Raw genomic sequence first — 15,396 nt, 5'->3', positions numbered from 1 at the left:
GGGAAAGAGCCATGGCGGTTCGACGGAAATGGTGGATCGGGGCGATGCTAATCGTTCTAATATGTCTTGGCCTGCTTGCCTGGAACGGGCCGGCGATCCATGCCCGTGCGCAACTCGGTGCTGCTTATGGCGCGCGCATCGGCTGTTCCTGCCGCTATGTCGAAGGTCGGCCAATGGGCAATTGCACCGACGACAAGGAGCCCGGCATGGGCTTGGTGAAGCTGACCGACGCGCCGGAACAGCGCGCCGTCCGTGCCAGCGTTCCGCTGCTCGCGACGCGCACGGCCCGCTACAGGCCCGGTTGGGGCTGCATACTTGATCCTGCGAAATAAGCGGAGGGCGCCGACGCTGGGTCAGACCCATAGGGCCAGCCTTTGCGCTTGTTCCCGACCACGACCGGATTTTACGACGGCCATAACCTGCGGAGTGGCTTGACCCTTTGTGTGGAAGACGGAAAAGCGCCCCATTGTCCGTTGCCAAGGAAATCCGAACATCATGTCCGTCGCCTATCTGAACGGAGCCTATCTCCCGCTGGACGAAGCACGCATTTCGCCGCTTGATCGCGGTTTCCTGTTTGCCGACGGCGTTTACGAGGTGGCCGCGGTCATCGACGGCAAGCTGGTCGACAGCGCTTCGCATCTTGCACGTCTGGAGCGTTCGACCGGCGCCATCGGCATCGACCTTCCGCTCAGCCTTGAAGAGATTGAGGCGGTGCAGAAACAGTTGGTCATCCGAAACGCTTTGACCGAAGGGCTGGTCTATCTGCAGGTGACGCGCGGGGCGGACAGGACGCGGGATTTCATTCCACCGGCAGGGCTGAAACCCACGCTGTTCCTGTTCGTGCAGGCCAAGCCGTTTCTGGACGTTCCGGCGGCGCATGACGGCATCGCCGTCGCCACCGCCCCCGACCTTCGATGGGCGCGCCGCGATATCAAAAGCGTGGGGCTGCTGGCGCAGGCCATGGCCAAACAGGCCGCGCGGGACGCGGGCGCGCAGGAAGCCTGGATGGTGGAGGATGGCTTCGTGACGGAAGGCGCATCGTCCACCGCCTTCATCCTGACCGAAGAAGGCATCGTCACCCGCTCCTACAGCCAGTCCGTTCTGGCTGGCTGCACCGGTGCGGCTATCGCGACGCTGGCGCAGGAAAACGGCCTTTCGCTCATCCGCCGCTCCTTCACCGTCGCGGAGGCCAAACAGGCGAAGGAGGCGTTCATCACCAGCGCATCGACCTTGTGCCAATCGGTCGTGCGGATCGATGGGGAGACAATCGGGGACGGCAGGCCAGGCCCCGTTGCGATGCGTCTGCGTGCGCTTTACATTGCGTTTGCACGCGCCACGGGCGTTTAATTGCTATGAAAATAAGTCGAAAATGGAGGAAGCTGGTCCGATAGCGACCGATCGCGCCGCCCGCCGCCAACCGCGCCAGCACATTGTTTTGAAGGATCGAAACCGGATACGATGAACCCCGGTGAGAGGTGGTGTCGCAGTGATTTGTCCATTGAATGTCCGGATCGGCCAGAAGTCCCGGTGAATCGATCCGTTCTTGCTTTATTCTCTGGAACGAAGCTAGAACAGGTGCAGAATCATGACGGACAGTTTTTTGAACGATGTGCCCTTTCGGGAGGCCGACCTGCCAATCGCGCAGCGCGATGATCGGCAAAGTCTGCTCGTTATCGCCGACTGGGCCGATATGGAAGAAGTGGCGCCGATTGCGGATGCCGCCAAGCTGCGGTTGTTAGGCGTAACCGGCTTGGCCGAAGCGTCGGCCAGGCTGGATGAGCAGACGCACTGCGACACGCTCCTGCTGTTTTGCCCGATCATGACCGCAACGCTGGAGCGATTGCTTGTCCAGGTGGAAACACAGGCAATCCAGACTGGCATGGCTGTTGTGCTGGTGGCTGGATGGGATACGGTCGACCTTGCCTTTGCATGCATTCGCAGCGCACACACCCAGCTCTTGTGCGATCCCGACCCGGTGGAATTGGCGGCGGCGCTGGTCGCGGCCGGTGAGCATCGTCCGTTCAGCGGCAGCGTGCATGAAGTCGACCGGGAAGCCTTGCGATTGCAGCAGTTGAGCGAAGAAGTAGGCCGCCTTGCGCGCACGATCGACGCCTTGACGCAACGGGGGAAGGCTTCCGCCACGCCAAGCTTCGATCTTGGGCCACGGATATCCGACCGTCCCAGTGACTATATTGGCATGCCCGTGATCCCGCCTTTCTCTCCCCCGGCGCGTCCGGTCCAAGGGGGATCGGTGAGCGCAGAGCAGATACGCGACATGCTGCGCGCACGGCGTATCCGGGCGGATTTTCTGCCTGGCGACCTGTTCGCTGATCCAGCCTGGGACATGCTGCTGGATTTGCTCGCCGCACGTTTGGAACAGGAACGCGTGTCCGTATCGAGCCTGTGCATCGCCGCCGCCGTACCGCCCACGACGGCGTTGCGCTGGATCCGAACGCTAACCGACAAGGGCATGGTGCAGCGACATGCCGACCCGCAGGACGGCCGGCGCGTTTTTATTTCGCTGGCGAACGACACGGCCGATGCGATGGTGCGCTGGTTCGGCGCTAGCCGCAGATTGCTGTGCGGCTGAGGCTTGACCGCCGGCCTATTTCGCCGCAATAGGCGCCTTCCCCACGGGGGCGATTAGCTCAGTTGGTAGAGCGTCTCGTTTACACCGAGAATGTCGGCGGTTCGAGCCCGTCATCGCCCACCATCTATATTGGCGATAGTCGCGCCGTCGCTGAATCTCCCTATTCGCCTTGATGTAAATCCCCAGCCATGCGCGCTCGATGGGACAATCGGGCTGCAATGTCATCTCGCCTTCGCAACGTTCAGCCTGTGGCAAGCCGCGATTGGCCACATATTCGATATGCCGACTATCGCTGCTTTTGCCGAAGCTATCCTTCCCGCGCTGCTGATTTGTTCGCCCCTGGCGGTCATTGCGACGCAGGATTGCGCGGCGTGGCGGCTAAGGTCGGCATCGACCGCGCAGGATTGGAACGATGTGTGCGCTCGCGAACTGACGCGCCCGATGTGATCGGGCATATTGCGATATAATGCGGCCGCTGCTAATTCCATATGTCATGATCCAGCCGCCTGAAATCATTCGAGTCTCAAAGCCCCGCGTCTCCTGCGACGGATCGGGCGATATTCCCGCAGCACTCGGCCATCCGCGGGTGTTTCTGGAAATCGACGAGCACGGTTATGTCGATTGCGGCTATTGCGACCGTCGCTTCGTGCTGATCGGCGGCGTTGCGGATACCCCCGATGTCGTCACCAAGCCGGATATCGCTTCGGGCGCCAGCCTGTAAGCTTTTCTGTTGGGTTGCAGGCAGGGCGCGCCTATATCGGGCGCATGACCGATACCGCTTCCCTCTTCACCGATGCCCGTGGCCTTCTTTATCGTCCGGGTCTGCTCGATCCCGATGGCGCGCGCCGGCTGACGGCCCAGGCGCTAGGTCGTTGCGACGACGGTGAATTATATCTGCAATATCGCGCAAGCGAGAGTTTCGGGTTTGACGATGGCCGGCTGAAGACCGCCGACTATTCTACTGATGCCGGCTTTGGTCTGCGCGGTGTCTCGGGCGAAATGACCGGCTTTGCGCATGCCAATGATCTCAGCGAGGCGGCCATCGCCAAGGCGGCGCAAACGCTTACCCTGCTTGATCCCGCCAAGGATCAGCCTGCGCCGCCGCCCCAGCGTACCAATCGCCATCTTTATACCGACGCCAATCCGCTAGAAATCGTTCCGTTTGCGGAAAAGGTCTCGCTCTGCGCAGAGATAGACGCTGCCGCCCGCGCGCGCGACCCGCGCGTCGCGCAGGTGTCGGTCAGTCTGGCAGGCAGCTGGTCGGTGGTGGAGATCGTGCGCGCCGATGGCTTTACCGCGACCGATATTCGCCCTCTGGTGCGTCTCAACGTCTCCATCATATTGGAGGAGGACGGCCGGCGCGAAACGGGTGTTTTTGGCATTGGCGGCCGCTATCTTTATGATCAGGTGATGGACAAGGCGGTGTGGAACCGCGCGATCGATGAGGCGCTGGCGCAGGCGCGCGTCAATATGCGCTCTGTCGCAGCGCCTGCGGGCGAGATGACCGTGCTGTTAGGACCCGGTTGGCCCGGCGTTCTGGTCCACGAGGCGATTGGGCACGGCCTTGAGGGCGATTTCAACCGCAAGGGCACCAGCGCTTTTTCCGGACGCATTGGTCAACGCGTCGCGGCACCGGGCGTCACTGTCGTTGACGATGGCAGCATCATGGATCGGCGCGGGTCCCTGTCGATTGATGATGAGGGCACGCCAACGCAGGAAAATATCCTCATCGAGGACGGGGTTCTGCGCGGCTATATGCAGGACCGGCTGAATGCCCGGCTGATGGGGGTTGCGCCCACGGGCAATGGCCGCCGCGAAAGCTATGCGCATGCTCCGATGCCGCGGATGACCAACACCTTTATCAAGGGCGGGCAGGATGATCCGGAGGAGTTGCTCAGCCGTATGAAGAACGGGATTTTCGCGAAGAGCTTTGGCGGCGGTCAGGTGGATATCGTGTCGGGCAAGTTCGTCTTTTCATGCACTGAGGCCTATAAAGTTGAAAATGGCAAATTGGGTGATCCCATAAAGGGTGCGACGCTGATCGGCGACGGCCCTACCGCGCTGACCAAGGTTATCGGGATCGGCAATGACTGGGCGCTGGATGAGGGCATCGGCATGTGCGGCAAGGGTGGCCAAAGCGTTCCGGCCGGCGTGGGCCAACCTACGCTGTTGATGGAGGGGCTGACGGTCGGCGGCACGGCCGCCTAGGCCGTTACCTGCGGCCAACCGAGCCAACTGCTCCGTAAACGGCGGGAACCGTTGCGGCCGGTGCGACATTAGTCATGCATGAACATGCTGACCGACAGCCATGATGCCGTGACCGCCGATTGGGCGGCCGCGTTGCTTGATTTCTGGTTCAATGAGGTAGGCGAAAAAGGGTGGTGGAGCCATGATCCACAATTGGACCATGTATGCGCCCAAAAATTCGCCCATCTGTGGCGTGAAAAGAAAAGCCAGGCCGCTGCGGATTTCCAGGATCGAGCCGATGACGCGCTGGCCGCGGTTATCCTGTTCGATCAATTGCCCCGTAACATGTTTCGCGGCACCGCTGATGCCTTTGCTACGGACGCTTTGGCGCGGGATATAGCGCGTGGCGCGATCGCGCATGGATATGATGTACAGATCGGCGGCGCAGGGCGGTGTTTCTTCTATATGCCATTCATGCATAGCGAGGACAGGGCCGATCAAGACCTGTCCCTCACCCTGTTCGAGGGAGCGGGCGACGCCAAATGGCTCGAATTCGCCCGCAAACATCATGAGATGATCCAGCAATTCGGTCGGTTTCCGCACCGTAATGCCGTGCTTGGCCGCATGACCAGATTCGAGGAAGAAGATGTGATTGCCGACGGCGCGGATTGGTGAGCTCCGTGCACAAATTTTAGGCAACATCCTGCTGCTGCTTAATTTTGCAGCGGAGCTTTTCGCATATCCAGCCGCAAAGCCCGCATTAACGCGTCTTTATCTTTTTGGCACGGCCCTTGCTGATATGTCCCCGCACACCATTCACAGGGGGCGACATGAAACTTGTCATGGCTATTATCAAGCCGTTCAAGCTGGACGATGTCCGCGAGGCGTTGTCCTCGCTCGGCATCGCCGGCATGACGGTCAGCGAAGTGAAGGGCTTCGGTCGCCAGAAGGGGCAGACTGAAATCTATCGCGGCGCCGAATATTCCACCAACATGGTCCCGAAGATCAAGATTGAGGTCGTCTGCGACGACGACCTGGCGCCACGCGTGGTCGAAGCGACCCAGGCCGCCGCCAATTCGGGAGCGATTGGCGATGGCAAGATCTTCGTTCTCGATGTGGGACAAGCCGTGCGTATCCGCACAGGTGAGACCGGCGAAACCGCGCTGTAAGAAGGGGGAAATGATGAGCTTTTCCAAGAAATTCTGCGGCGTGGCGGGGGCTGGTGCCCTGTCGCTGTTCGCCGCTCTGCCCGCCTGGGCGCAGGACGCGGCCGCCGCCGCGCCGACGCCGGACAAGGGAGATACCGCGTGGATGATGGTATCGACCGTTCTCGTCCTCGCGATGATTCTGCCGGGCCTCGCCTTGTTCTATGGCGGCCTGGTCCGCACCAAGAACATGCTGTCGGTCATGACGCAGATTGGCGCCGTCGCTGCCTTCGCCATGCTGATTTGGGTGATCTATGGTTACACCATGGCCTTTGGCGACGGCGGCAACGCGGTCATTTCCGGCTTTGGCAAACTGTTTCTGGCCGGCGTCACGCCTGACAGCACGGCGGCGACCTTCACCGACGGAGTCGTCATCCCGGAATATGTCTTCATCTGCTTCCAGATGACCTTTGCGGCCATCACCGTCGCGCTGGTGCTGGGTTCGGTGGTGGAACGCATGAAGTTCTCCGCCGTGATGGTCTTCGCCCTCATATGGCTCACGATCGTTTATTTCCCGGTCGCGCACATGGTGTGGGCTGGCAACGGCTATTTCTTTGGCCTTGGCGCGCTCGACTTCGCGGGCGGCACCGTGGTCCACATCAATGCGGGCGTTTCCGCACTGGTGGCCTGCCTCATCCTTGGCAAGCGCATCGGCTTCCCCAAGGAGCCCATGCCGCCGCACAGCATGACGTTGACGGGCGTCGGCACTGGCTTGCTGTGGGTCGGCTGGTTCGGCTTCAATGCGGGTTCGGCCCTTGAAGCCAATGGCTCGGCCGCACTGGCTATGATCAACACCTTCGTCGCCACCGCATCAGCCGGTCTGTTCTGGATGCTGGCGGAGCGCCTCAACGGCCACAAGGGTTCGGCGCTGGGCTTCTGTTCGGGCATCATCGCAGGCCTCGTCGCCGTCACGCCGGCAGCGGGCAATGCCGGACCGTTCGGCGCGATCGTGCTGGGCGCTGTAGCTTCGATCATCTGCTTCTATGCTGTCACGGTTCTCAAGCCGAAGCTTGGCTATGATGACAGCCTCGACGCCTTTGGCATCCATGGCGTCGGCGGCATCATCGGCGCAATCGGTACCGGCATCGTCTATGCGCCGAGCCTTGGCGGCCCCGGCGACGGTTCGGTCGGCATTGGCGCACAACTGGTGATCCAGATCGAAGCGGTTCTTGCGACCGCCATATGGGCTTCGATCGGCACCGTCATCGCAATCTTCGTCGCCAAAGCTGTCACCGGCCTGCGGGTCAGCCAGGAGGTCGAATATGAAGGCCTGGACCTCGGCGAACATGGCGAGCGTGCCTACAACCCGTAATTTTCACTGAATTGGCCGGGCGGTCACCCTGTTCGACAGCAACCGCCGCCCCGCCTTCCGATGTTCCTCCTGCGAACATGCCTTGGGCCGGTACGAAAGTGCCGGCCTATTTTTTTGGAGACGGGGGCAGGTACGAAAGTGTCGGCCGTCCTTCCAGCGCCTTTGCTGGATTAGCTGGCGGGACGATGCCAGAGCGTCGAAGGCCTTTCCGCATCGGCGGGCCAACGCCGTGCGCGCCCGACGACCTGAATCCCAGCGCGCGCGACCCACATCAGCTTGTCGCTCTTGCGCGTCACCACGCGGTGATCCCATGCCATTGGTCCGCGCCGCGCAACGGTGCGGGCAATATCGCCATAGATACCGGCGGCGGCCAGAACGGCCCAGGCGGCACGCGGTGGCAGCATGCCAGTGCCGTGCCGCGCGCTATCTTCATAGGCTGCGGCCATATCCGTCAGCCGGCGGCCGAGGATGGCAAGGCGTGGGCGAACCCATGGCTTCATATGCTCGCCAGGCGGAATGTCCATTTCCACCAGCCATTCGACGGGCAGGTAGCATCGGTCCGCCGCCTCATCTTCCCCGATATCGCGGGCGATATTGGCCAGTTGAAAGGCAAGACCAAGGTCGCAGGCGCGATCCAGCGTCGCATCGTCATGCGGGTCGACCCCCATCAGCACCGCCATCATGCATCCGACCGCGCCGGCGACATGATAGCAATAGCGCAGCATGTCATCCTGACTGCGGGGCCGCCAATCGCGGGCATCAAGCGCGAAGCCCTCGATCAGATCATGGGCGTAGCGGTGCGGAATACGGCATTCCCGCATGACCAGGCCAAAGCCGTCAAAAGCCGGATCGCCGGTGGGTTCGCCCCGCAGCGCCCGGTCGGTCATCACCCGCATATCCGAAAGGCGTGCCTGCGCGTCGGCCACGACGCTCATTGCCCCGCCATGGTCCTGCCCGTCGGCGATATCGTCGCAAGTGCGGCACCAGGCGTAGAGCAGCCAGGCGCGTTCGCGGGTTTGCCGGTCGAACAGCTTGGATGCCATGGCGAAGCTTTTGGAGCCGCGCGCGATGCTGTCGCGGGCATGGGCGACGAGCCTCGCGCGATCAGGGGCGATGGGATCGGTCATAGTCCCCATCCATGCCCGCGTGCGCCGCCGGCGTCGAGGGGTTACAGCCGCGCGGCCTTCATCGCGAAGATCGTTTCATGCGGCTGATAGGCCGCCATCGCATCGACCAAGGCTTCGATGCTGTCTTCATGCACCAGAATGCCGGCATGTTGCGGCCGGATGAAGCCGCTTTCCACCATCTGGCGGTTAAAACCGATCAGCTGATCGTAAAAGCCCGCTACGTTGAGCAGGCCTACGGGCTTGTTATGATAACCCAGCTGCGCCCAGCTGATCGCTTCCCATAATTCGTCCATCGTGCCGACGCCGCCCGGCAGTGTCACGAACCCATCGGAAAGGTCGGTAAACAGCTGCTTACGCTGGTGCATGGTCTGGACGACATGGAGTTGCGTGCAACCGCGATGCGCGACTTCCGCGCCGACCAGCGCTTCGGGAATGACGCCGACGACTTCGCCGCCCGCTTCCAGCGCGGCGTCCGCGACCGCGCCCATCAGGCCAAGCCGCCCGCCGCCGTAGACGACGCCGATGCCCCGCTCGGCGAGCGTGCGGCCGACGTGACGCGCCGCATCGATATAGGTAAGGTCGGCTGGCGTCGCCGATCCGCAATAGACTGCCAGTCTTTTCATCTAAGTCCTGCTCAAATCGTCCAGCATCAGCGCGGCGGTCGCCTTGGCGCTGCCCACCACGCCGGGAATGCCCGCGCCGGGATGGGTGCCGGCCCCTACCAGATAGAGATTGGGAATGACATCGTCGCGATTATGCGCGCGGAAAAAGGCGCTTTGGGTGAGCAGCGGTTCCAGGCTGAAGGCACTGCCCATATGGGCGGCAAGATCCCGGCCGAAGTCACGCGGCGTATAGTGGAACTGGGTGACGATGCGCGATCGGATGTCGGGGATCAGCCGATGCTGGATCTCATCCAATATGCGCTCGGCATAGGTCGCGCCGAACTGGTCCCAGTCGATCGGCAGCTTGCCCATATGGGGCACCGGGGCGAGCGCGTAAAAAGTCGAATGACCATCGGGCGCCATCGACGGATCGGTGACGGTCGGGTGGTGCAGGTAGAGCGAGAAATCCTGCGGCAGCACGCCATGATCGTAAATATCGGTCAGCAACCCTTCATAGCGCGGGCCGAACAGGATCATATGATGCGGGATGCCCGGCCAGCTGCCCTTGATCCCGAAATGCAGCACGAACAGGCTGGGCGACCAGCGTTTGGCCGCCAGTTTCTCGCCCTGCTTTTGTCCGCGTGGATGGTGGGCGAGCAGGTCTCGATAGCTGTGCATCAGGTCGGCGTTGGAAGCGACCGCATCGGCCTCGCCGCGCCAGCCCGAAGCGGTGTGCACCGCCGTTGCCTTGTCGCCATAGGTTTCGATCCGCGTGACTGGATCGCCCAGCCGCAGCGTGCCGCCCAGTCGTTCGAAATGGGTGGCCATGCCCTGCACAAGCCGGTTGGTGCCGCCCTGAGCGAACCAGACTCCGCCATCCTTCTCCAGCTTGTGGATAAGGGCATAGATCGAACTGGTCTTCATCGGATTGCCGCCGACCAGCAGGGTATGAAAGGACAGCGCCTCGCGCAGCTTTTCGTTCTTCACATAGGACGCGACGATCGAGTAGACCGATCGCCATGCCTGATACTTGGCCAGCGCCGGGGCCGCTTTCACCATCGATGCGAAATCGAGGAAGGCGACATGGCCGAGCTTGCGATAGCCTTCTTCGTAAACGCCGGCGGCATAATCGCAGAAACGCTCATAGCCCGCGACATCGCCGGGATCGAGCTTTGCGATCTCGGCCCGGAGCGCTGGCTCGTCATTGGAATAGTCGAAATTCGTGCCGTCGCGCCAGTTGAGCCGGTAGAAGGGCGACACGGGCATCAGGGTGACATCCTGCGCCATGTCATGCCCTGACAGCCGCCACAGTTCAGCGAGGCAGTCAGGATCGGTGATGACGGTCGGCCCCGCATCGAACGTAAAGCCGTCCTTTTCCCACATATAGGCCCGGCCGCCCGGGCGATCGCGCGCTTCCACCAAGGTGGTCTGGACGCCGGCCGACTGGAGGCGAATGGCAAGGGCGAGGCCGCCAAAGCCCGCACCGATGACGATAGCGGTTCTGGACATCAGGCGGGCGGGTTCAGCAAGGTGCGCATGGCGCTCCTTATGGGGATGGGTGGCTTGCCGCACAAGATGCGCAAACGGTCAGCCATGGTCGATTGGCCAGCGTAGAATCGCTGGATGAGCGCGGGGTGGAGGCCATAGAAACGGGAGAATATTCGCCAGCGCTCGTCGGGTCGGGCCGCGCCGAACAGCATCTTGCCCAGCATGCGATAATAGCCGCCCTGTCGCCAATGCGCCCGTGCAAAGGCGCGAGTGGCGGCAGGCAGGCCGTCCAGCGGCTGACGGGCCAGCCAGAGCGCGAAGCGGACGGCGTCGGGCAATGAATAGCCGGTCATCGGCTGGAAGAGGCCGGCGCGCACGCCTGCACGGGCGACGGGATCGGATACCGGCCAATAGCGATCAAAGTCGCCGCCATGGACGACAGGCAGCACGCCTTCTTCCCGGTGGACGCTCTGCGCGTCCCAGCCCTTCGCTGCGGCATAGGCGGCGATCCGCTCGTCCAGCACCACGCCGTCGAGGTCGGGCTTGTCGCTATAATAGGTGTCCTCGACGAAAATGTTGTGGTCGTCCCAGGGGAGCAGGTAGACGAAGCGATAGCCGTCATGCTGATCGACGCTGGCGTCCATGATGACCGGGCGCTCGACGCCGTGGGGCGCAGCGCAGCGCAGCGCGTGACCGACGAATTTTTGCCAGCCGCAGCGCAGAGCCGAAAGGTCGCCCGGTCCCCGCGCGTCGAGGACCGCCTGCGCGTGAATGATGCGCCCATCGGCCAGCGTGACACGATCGGGCGCGAGTGTTCGCACGTCCGCGCCGATGAGGAGGCGATCGCCCAGCGTCTTGCGCACATGGACAGCGAAAGTGACGGAAGTAATGCTGTTATACGGGGTGGCCAGGTCGCGCTGAAATCCGGGAAAAATGACGGCATGACCCTGTGTCCAGCGATGCGCGATCATGGGGTCCACCAGCCAGCGATCCTGCGGGGCGACGTCGCCGTCGAAAAAGGACCAGATGTGGTTGCCGCCCGGCTCTGTGCCATGTTCGATCAGGAGCAGGCGCAATTCCGGACGCAAGGCGGCGAGCGCAAGCGCGGCAAGTCCGCCGGCGAGGCCGCCGCCGACGATCACAAGGTCACAGTCGATGGAATTCATGAACCCCTGATAGGGATTGGAGGACGCGGGCGATAGCATCCCTTCCGCTCCCTTGGCAGAAAAGTCATTATAGTGTAGGGGGGTATATTATGCATATTGTCGAGGATAGAGAAAAGCTGCTCGCGCGCACGCGACGAATCGCGGGCCAGATCGCCGCTGTTGAGCGGCAGTTGGCTGGCGACGCCGATTGTTCGCAGACGTTGCAGCTGGTCGCGTCGGTGCGCGGCGCTGTCGGCAGCCTGATGGAAGAACTGATCGAGCAGCATATGCGCGCGCATGTCGCGCGACCGGGGCTAAGCGACGTTGCGCGGGCCGCGGCTGCCGAGGAAATGCTGGCGTTGATCCGCCGCTATGGGAAATGACGATGCACGACGCTCATCATCACGCCCATGAGCATGGTCGCGATCACTGCATGCCGCCACCGCCGCCAACCGCCACGCCGGGGGAGGCGGAAGAACGCCATTATTTCGACCATATCTACCTGAGCGCCGGGCATGACCGCAATGCGCGCCGCACCATCTGGGTCGTGTGGTTGACCGCCGCGACGATGGTGGTGGAGATCGCGTTCGGCTGGTTGACCGGGTCAATGGCTTTGCTGGCCGATGGCTTTCACATGGCGACCCATGCCGGCGCACTCGCGGTGGCGGCGGCGGCCTATGGCTATGCGCGCCGCCACGCCCGCAATCCGCGCTTCACCTTCGGCACGGGGAAGGTCGGCGACCTGTCGGGTTTCGCGTCCGCTTTGTTGCTGGGCGTCACGGCGCTGTTGATCGCGGTCGAATCCGTCACGCGCTTCTTCGAGCCAGTGCAGGTGGCATTCGGGGAGGCGACGCTGGTGGCGGTCATTGGCCTGGTCATCAACATAGTGAGCGCCCTGCTGCTGGGGCATGACCATAGCCACGCAGATGGGGACGCGCACGGCCATGCCCATGCCGACAATAATATGCGCGCGGCCTATATCCATGTGCTGACCGATGCGCTGACGTCGGTGCTGGCGATCGCGGCGCTGCTGGCCGGACGCTATATGGGCTGGTGGTGGCTGGACCCGGCGGTCGGCCTGCTGGGCGCGGTGGTCATCGCGCGCTGGGCCTGGGGTCTGATGCAGGACACGGCCGCGATCCTGCTCGACACCGCCGAGCCGGCGCTGATGGCGCGGCTGCGGCTGGAGGCGGAAGCCGAGGGGGCGACGATCCGCGACCTGCATGTCTGGCGGATCGGCCCGCATGCCCATGCCGCGATCCTGAGCCTTGCGCCGGGCGCCGATGGCGCGGCAGTGCGGGCGCGGATCAAGGCGCTGCCGCGCATGGAGCATGTGACGGTGGAATGCTGAACCGCCCGGTTATTGCGGTTTAAGCGCGTCCATGATCTGTCGCACCGGGCTGATGTCATAGCCCGCTGCCGCTGCCTGTGCCGCGAGCACATCGGGGTGATCCCCGGCCCGAGCGCGGGTGAGTGCCCAGAGCAGCGTGCTGCGCGTGCCCGAACGGCAATAAGCGAGGATTTTGCCTTGGCCCGCCTGATCCAGCGCCTGCGCCATGCCATCGAGCTGCCAGGGGGCAAAGCCGCCATGGGCGACCGGCACGGCGACATAGTCGATGCCGGCCTTCAGCGCAGCGCCCTCGATCTCCGCGCCGTTGACCTGCCCCGGCTCTTCATCATCGGGCCGATTGTTGACGATCATCGTCACGCCCTGCGCTTTTGCCTCCGCGACTTGCTCCACGCTGATCTGCGGGGACACGAGGATGCGGTCGGTGAGCGTGCGGAACATGGGGCTTCTCCTTCTGCGGCAGAGCGATGCCTTTCGATGACCGCGCTGGCAAGGCCTTTGCTTCACCAGAGGGCGCGGCGGAGATGGTGCGGCTGCGCTGCCTGGGTTTAAAGAAACGGGCGAATTGCCGCCAGAAAGGCGTCGCCATAGGCGTCAAGCTTCTTCTGGCCGACACCGCTGATGTGGCTGAGTTCGCGGATATTGGCCGGGCGCTGTTCGGCCATTTCGCGCAGCGTGGAATCATGAAAGATGACATAAGGCGGCACGCCCTGGTCCTGCGCCAGTTCGCGGCGGCAGGTGCGCAAGGCGTCGAACAGCGGATCTCCCACGGGATTGGCGTCGGCGCCGTTGCGGGCATTGCGGCGGCCGCGCCGTTCGCGCTTTGGCGGCATCAGGATGCGCACCTCTTCTTCGCCGCGCAGGATCGGGCGGGCATTGGGACCAAGCATCAACCCGCCATGCTCGGTCGTTTCCAGCGCGTCGCGGACCAGCAACGCGCGTTGCACCGGGCGCAGCAACGCCATTTCTTCTCCACTGACGATGCCATGCACGGAAATGCGGTCATGGCCGCGTTCGCGCACCTTGTCATTGGCGGCGGCTGTCAGCACCGCTTCGATATGGCCCGCGCCGAAACTCTGCCCGGTGCGGTAGACCGCGGACAGATATTTGCGCGCCGTCTCCGTCGCATCGACGCTGGCCGGGGGCGAGAGGCAATTGTCGCAATTGCCGCAGGTGGGCGGCGGGCTTTCGCCAAAATGACGCAGCAGGATGGCACGGCGGCAGGTCGCGGTTTCGACCAGCGCGCCCAGCGCCGCGATGCGGGCGCGCTCCCCCTGCTGACGCGCGGGTTCGAGTTCGGCGATGCGCAGGCGCGCGCGGGCGAAATCCTCCGCTCCCCAGAAAAGATGTGCGACCGCCGGTTCCCCGTCGCGACCGGCGCGGCCCGATTCCTGATAATAGCCCTCGATCGATTTGGGCAGGCCTGCATGCGCGACGAAGCGGACATCGGGCTTGTCGATACCCATGCCAAAGGCCACAGTGGCCACCATCACCATATCCTCGCTGGCGATGAAGGCGGCCTGATTGGCGGCGCGGGTCGCAGGGTCCATGCCGGCATGATAGGCGCGCACGGCTCGCCCGCCGCGCCCCAGCGTCTCGGCAAGCTTTTCGGTCGCGGCGCGGGTCTGAGCATAGACGACGCCGGGGCCGGGATGCTGGGCGAGCAGATCGGCAAGCTGGCGCGTCAGCCCCTCGCGCGAGTGGACGGCGTAGCGGATATTGGGCCGGTCGAAGCCCGAGATGATAAGGCCGTCTTCAGGAATACCAAGCTGGACCAGAATGTCGGCGCGCGTATGCGCGTCCGCCGTCGCAGTGAGGGCAAGGCGCGGGACTTGCGGAAATTCGTCGAGCAGCGGGCGTAGCAGGCGATAGTCGGGGCGGAAATCATGGCCCCATTCGGACACGCAATGGGCTTCGTCGATGGCGAAAAGCGCGATCTTTGCCGAACGGAGCAGGTTGCGGAACGACTCCTGACTGGCGCGTTCGGGCGCGACGTAGAGAAGATCGAGATCGCCACTGCGCAGCCGGTCCTGCGTTTCGCGCCAATCGGCGTCCACGCTGGTGAGGCTGGCGGCGCGCAGGCCCACCGCATTGGCGGCGCGCAACTGGTCGTGCATCAGGGCGATCAGCGGCGACACGACGATACAGCAGCCATCGAGCGCGGCGGCGGGAAGCTGGTAGCAGAGCGATTTGCCCGCGCCCGTCGGCATGATGGCCAGCGTCGGGCGGCCCGCCATGACACGGCCGACCACCTGTTCCTGCACCCCGCGAAAGGCGGTGAAGCCAAAGATATCGTGGAGAAGCGTGGGAATGTCGCGCGCCATCGCGCGGCCTTAGCGGCTGGGGGAGGCAAGGGCTAGAGCGGAGCGCATGACAAAACATGCCCGCCCTT

17 protein-coding genes and 1 tRNA gene are annotated in these 15,396 nt (G+C 63.4%); 12 read left to right on the top strand and 6 right to left on the bottom strand.

Translation table 11 applies throughout. The annotated features are described in order from the left end of the window. Positions 1–11 precede the first annotated feature (11 nt). The 10 genes from SKA58_RS12785 to SKA58_RS12740 all read left to right on the top strand — a co-directional run bounded on the left by SKA58_RS12785 (position 12) and on the right by SKA58_RS12740 (position 7,294). Positions 12–332 carry a hypothetical protein gene (locus SKA58_RS12785; RefSeq protein WP_009822864.1) on the top strand — a complete coding sequence of 107 codons (321 nt, stop codon included), beginning with the start codon at positions 12–14 and terminating at the stop codon, positions 330–332. Between the two features lie 163 nt (positions 333–495). Further along, positions 496–1,347: a D-amino-acid transaminase gene (locus tag SKA58_RS12780; RefSeq protein ID WP_037543149.1), complete on the top strand. Its 852-nt coding sequence runs from the start codon at positions 496–498 to the stop codon at positions 1,345–1,347. Between the two features lie 238 nt (positions 1,348–1,585). Continuing rightward, positions 1,586–2,590, top strand: a complete 1,005-nt coding sequence (locus tag SKA58_RS12775) for a winged helix DNA-binding protein (protein ID WP_009822862.1) — start codon at positions 1,586–1,588, stop codon at positions 2,588–2,590. Between the two features lie 47 nt (positions 2,591–2,637). Continuing rightward, positions 2,638–2,713, top strand: a tRNA-Val gene (locus SKA58_RS12770). A gap of 156 nt (positions 2,714–2,869) precedes the next feature. After that, the gene (locus SKA58_RS20350) at positions 2,870–3,037 is read left to right on the top strand and encodes a hypothetical protein (RefSeq protein ID WP_232209421.1); all 168 of its coding nucleotides are present in this window, start codon (positions 2,870–2,872) and stop codon (positions 3,035–3,037) included. Between the two features lie 46 nt (positions 3,038–3,083). Next, complete coding sequence (locus SKA58_RS12760) at positions 3,084–3,311, top strand: zinc-finger domain-containing protein (RefSeq protein ID WP_037543564.1); 228 nt, start codon at positions 3,084–3,086, stop codon at positions 3,309–3,311. A 44-nt stretch (positions 3,312–3,355) separates the two neighbouring features. Further along, the gene (tldD, locus tag SKA58_RS12755; RefSeq protein ID WP_037543561.1) at positions 3,356–4,798 is read left to right on the top strand and encodes a metalloprotease TldD; all 1,443 of its coding nucleotides are present in this window, start codon (positions 3,356–3,358) and stop codon (positions 4,796–4,798) included. Between the two features lie 78 nt (positions 4,799–4,876). Beyond that, positions 4,877–5,452 carry a DUF924 family protein gene (locus SKA58_RS12750; protein ID WP_009822858.1) on the top strand — a complete coding sequence of 192 codons (576 nt, stop codon included), beginning with the start codon at positions 4,877–4,879 and terminating at the stop codon, positions 5,450–5,452. Positions 5,453–5,607: 155 nt separating this feature from the next. Continuing rightward, complete coding sequence (locus tag SKA58_RS12745) at positions 5,608–5,946, top strand: P-II family nitrogen regulator (RefSeq protein ID WP_004209785.1); 339 nt, start codon at positions 5,608–5,610, stop codon at positions 5,944–5,946. Positions 5,947–5,959: 13 nt separating this feature from the next. Further along, positions 5,960–7,294, top strand: a complete 1,335-nt coding sequence (locus SKA58_RS12740) for an ammonium transporter (RefSeq protein WP_037543148.1) — start codon at positions 5,960–5,962, stop codon at positions 7,292–7,294. A gap of 170 nt (positions 7,295–7,464) precedes the next feature. Here SKA58_RS12740 and SKA58_RS12735 read toward each other — a convergent pair whose 3' ends face one another. The 4 genes from SKA58_RS12735 to crtY are packed head-to-tail and all read right to left on the bottom strand — an operon-like array spanning position 7,465 to position 11,677. Beyond that, positions 7,465–8,421, bottom strand: a complete 957-nt coding sequence (locus SKA58_RS12735) for a phytoene/squalene synthase family protein (RefSeq protein ID WP_009822856.1) — start codon at positions 8,419–8,421, stop codon at positions 7,465–7,467. 41 nt (positions 8,422–8,462) lie between these two features. Continuing rightward, positions 8,463–9,044, bottom strand: coding sequence for a TIGR00730 family Rossman fold protein (locus SKA58_RS12730; protein WP_009822855.1), 582 nt, complete (start codon positions 9,042–9,044; stop codon positions 8,463–8,465). Beyond that, complete coding sequence (locus SKA58_RS12725; RefSeq protein WP_009822854.1) at positions 9,045–10,532, bottom strand: phytoene desaturase; 1,488 nt, start codon at positions 10,530–10,532, stop codon at positions 9,045–9,047. Next, positions 10,532–11,677 (bottom strand): lycopene beta-cyclase CrtY, encoded by a 1,146-nt coding sequence (gene crtY, locus SKA58_RS12720; protein WP_037543557.1) that lies wholly within the window; start codon positions 11,675–11,677, stop codon positions 10,532–10,534. Before crtY ends, SKA58_RS12725 begins: the two co-directional genes overlap by 1 nt. Before the next feature lie 89 nt (positions 11,678–11,766). On the opposite strand from crtY, the gene SKA58_RS12715 reads away from it, so the two are divergent. Then, positions 11,767–12,039: a metal/formaldehyde-sensitive transcriptional repressor gene (locus tag SKA58_RS12715; protein WP_009822852.1), complete on the top strand. Its 273-nt coding sequence runs from the start codon at positions 11,767–11,769 to the stop codon at positions 12,037–12,039. Continuing rightward, on the top strand, positions 12,036–13,007 hold the full coding sequence (dmeF, locus tag SKA58_RS12710; protein ID WP_009822851.1) for a CDF family Co(II)/Ni(II) efflux transporter DmeF: 972 nt from the start codon (positions 12,036–12,038) through the stop codon (positions 13,005–13,007). Before SKA58_RS12715 ends, dmeF begins: the two co-directional genes overlap by 4 nt. A gap of 9 nt (positions 13,008–13,016) precedes the next feature. Here dmeF and SKA58_RS12705 read toward each other — a convergent pair whose 3' ends face one another. Both SKA58_RS12705 and recQ read right to left on the bottom strand, forming a co-directional pair. Then, positions 13,017–13,445 carry a TIGR01244 family sulfur transferase gene (locus SKA58_RS12705; protein ID WP_009822850.1) on the bottom strand — a complete coding sequence of 143 codons (429 nt, stop codon included), beginning with the start codon at positions 13,443–13,445 and terminating at the stop codon, positions 13,017–13,019. Between the two features lie 107 nt (positions 13,446–13,552). Beyond that, a complete protein-coding gene (gene recQ, locus SKA58_RS12700) occupies positions 13,553–15,328 on the bottom strand; it encodes a DNA helicase RecQ (protein ID WP_009822849.1) in 1,776 nt (591 codons plus the stop codon). Positions 15,329–15,396 lie beyond the last annotated feature (68 nt).

Source organism: Sphingomonas sp. SKA58 (assembly GCF_000153545.1).
Lineage (GTDB): Bacteria > Pseudomonadota > Alphaproteobacteria > Sphingomonadales > Sphingomonadaceae > Sphingobium > Sphingobium soli.
Note: the sequence above shows the minus strand (reverse complement) of the source record. Positions and strands in the feature narration are given on the sequence as shown.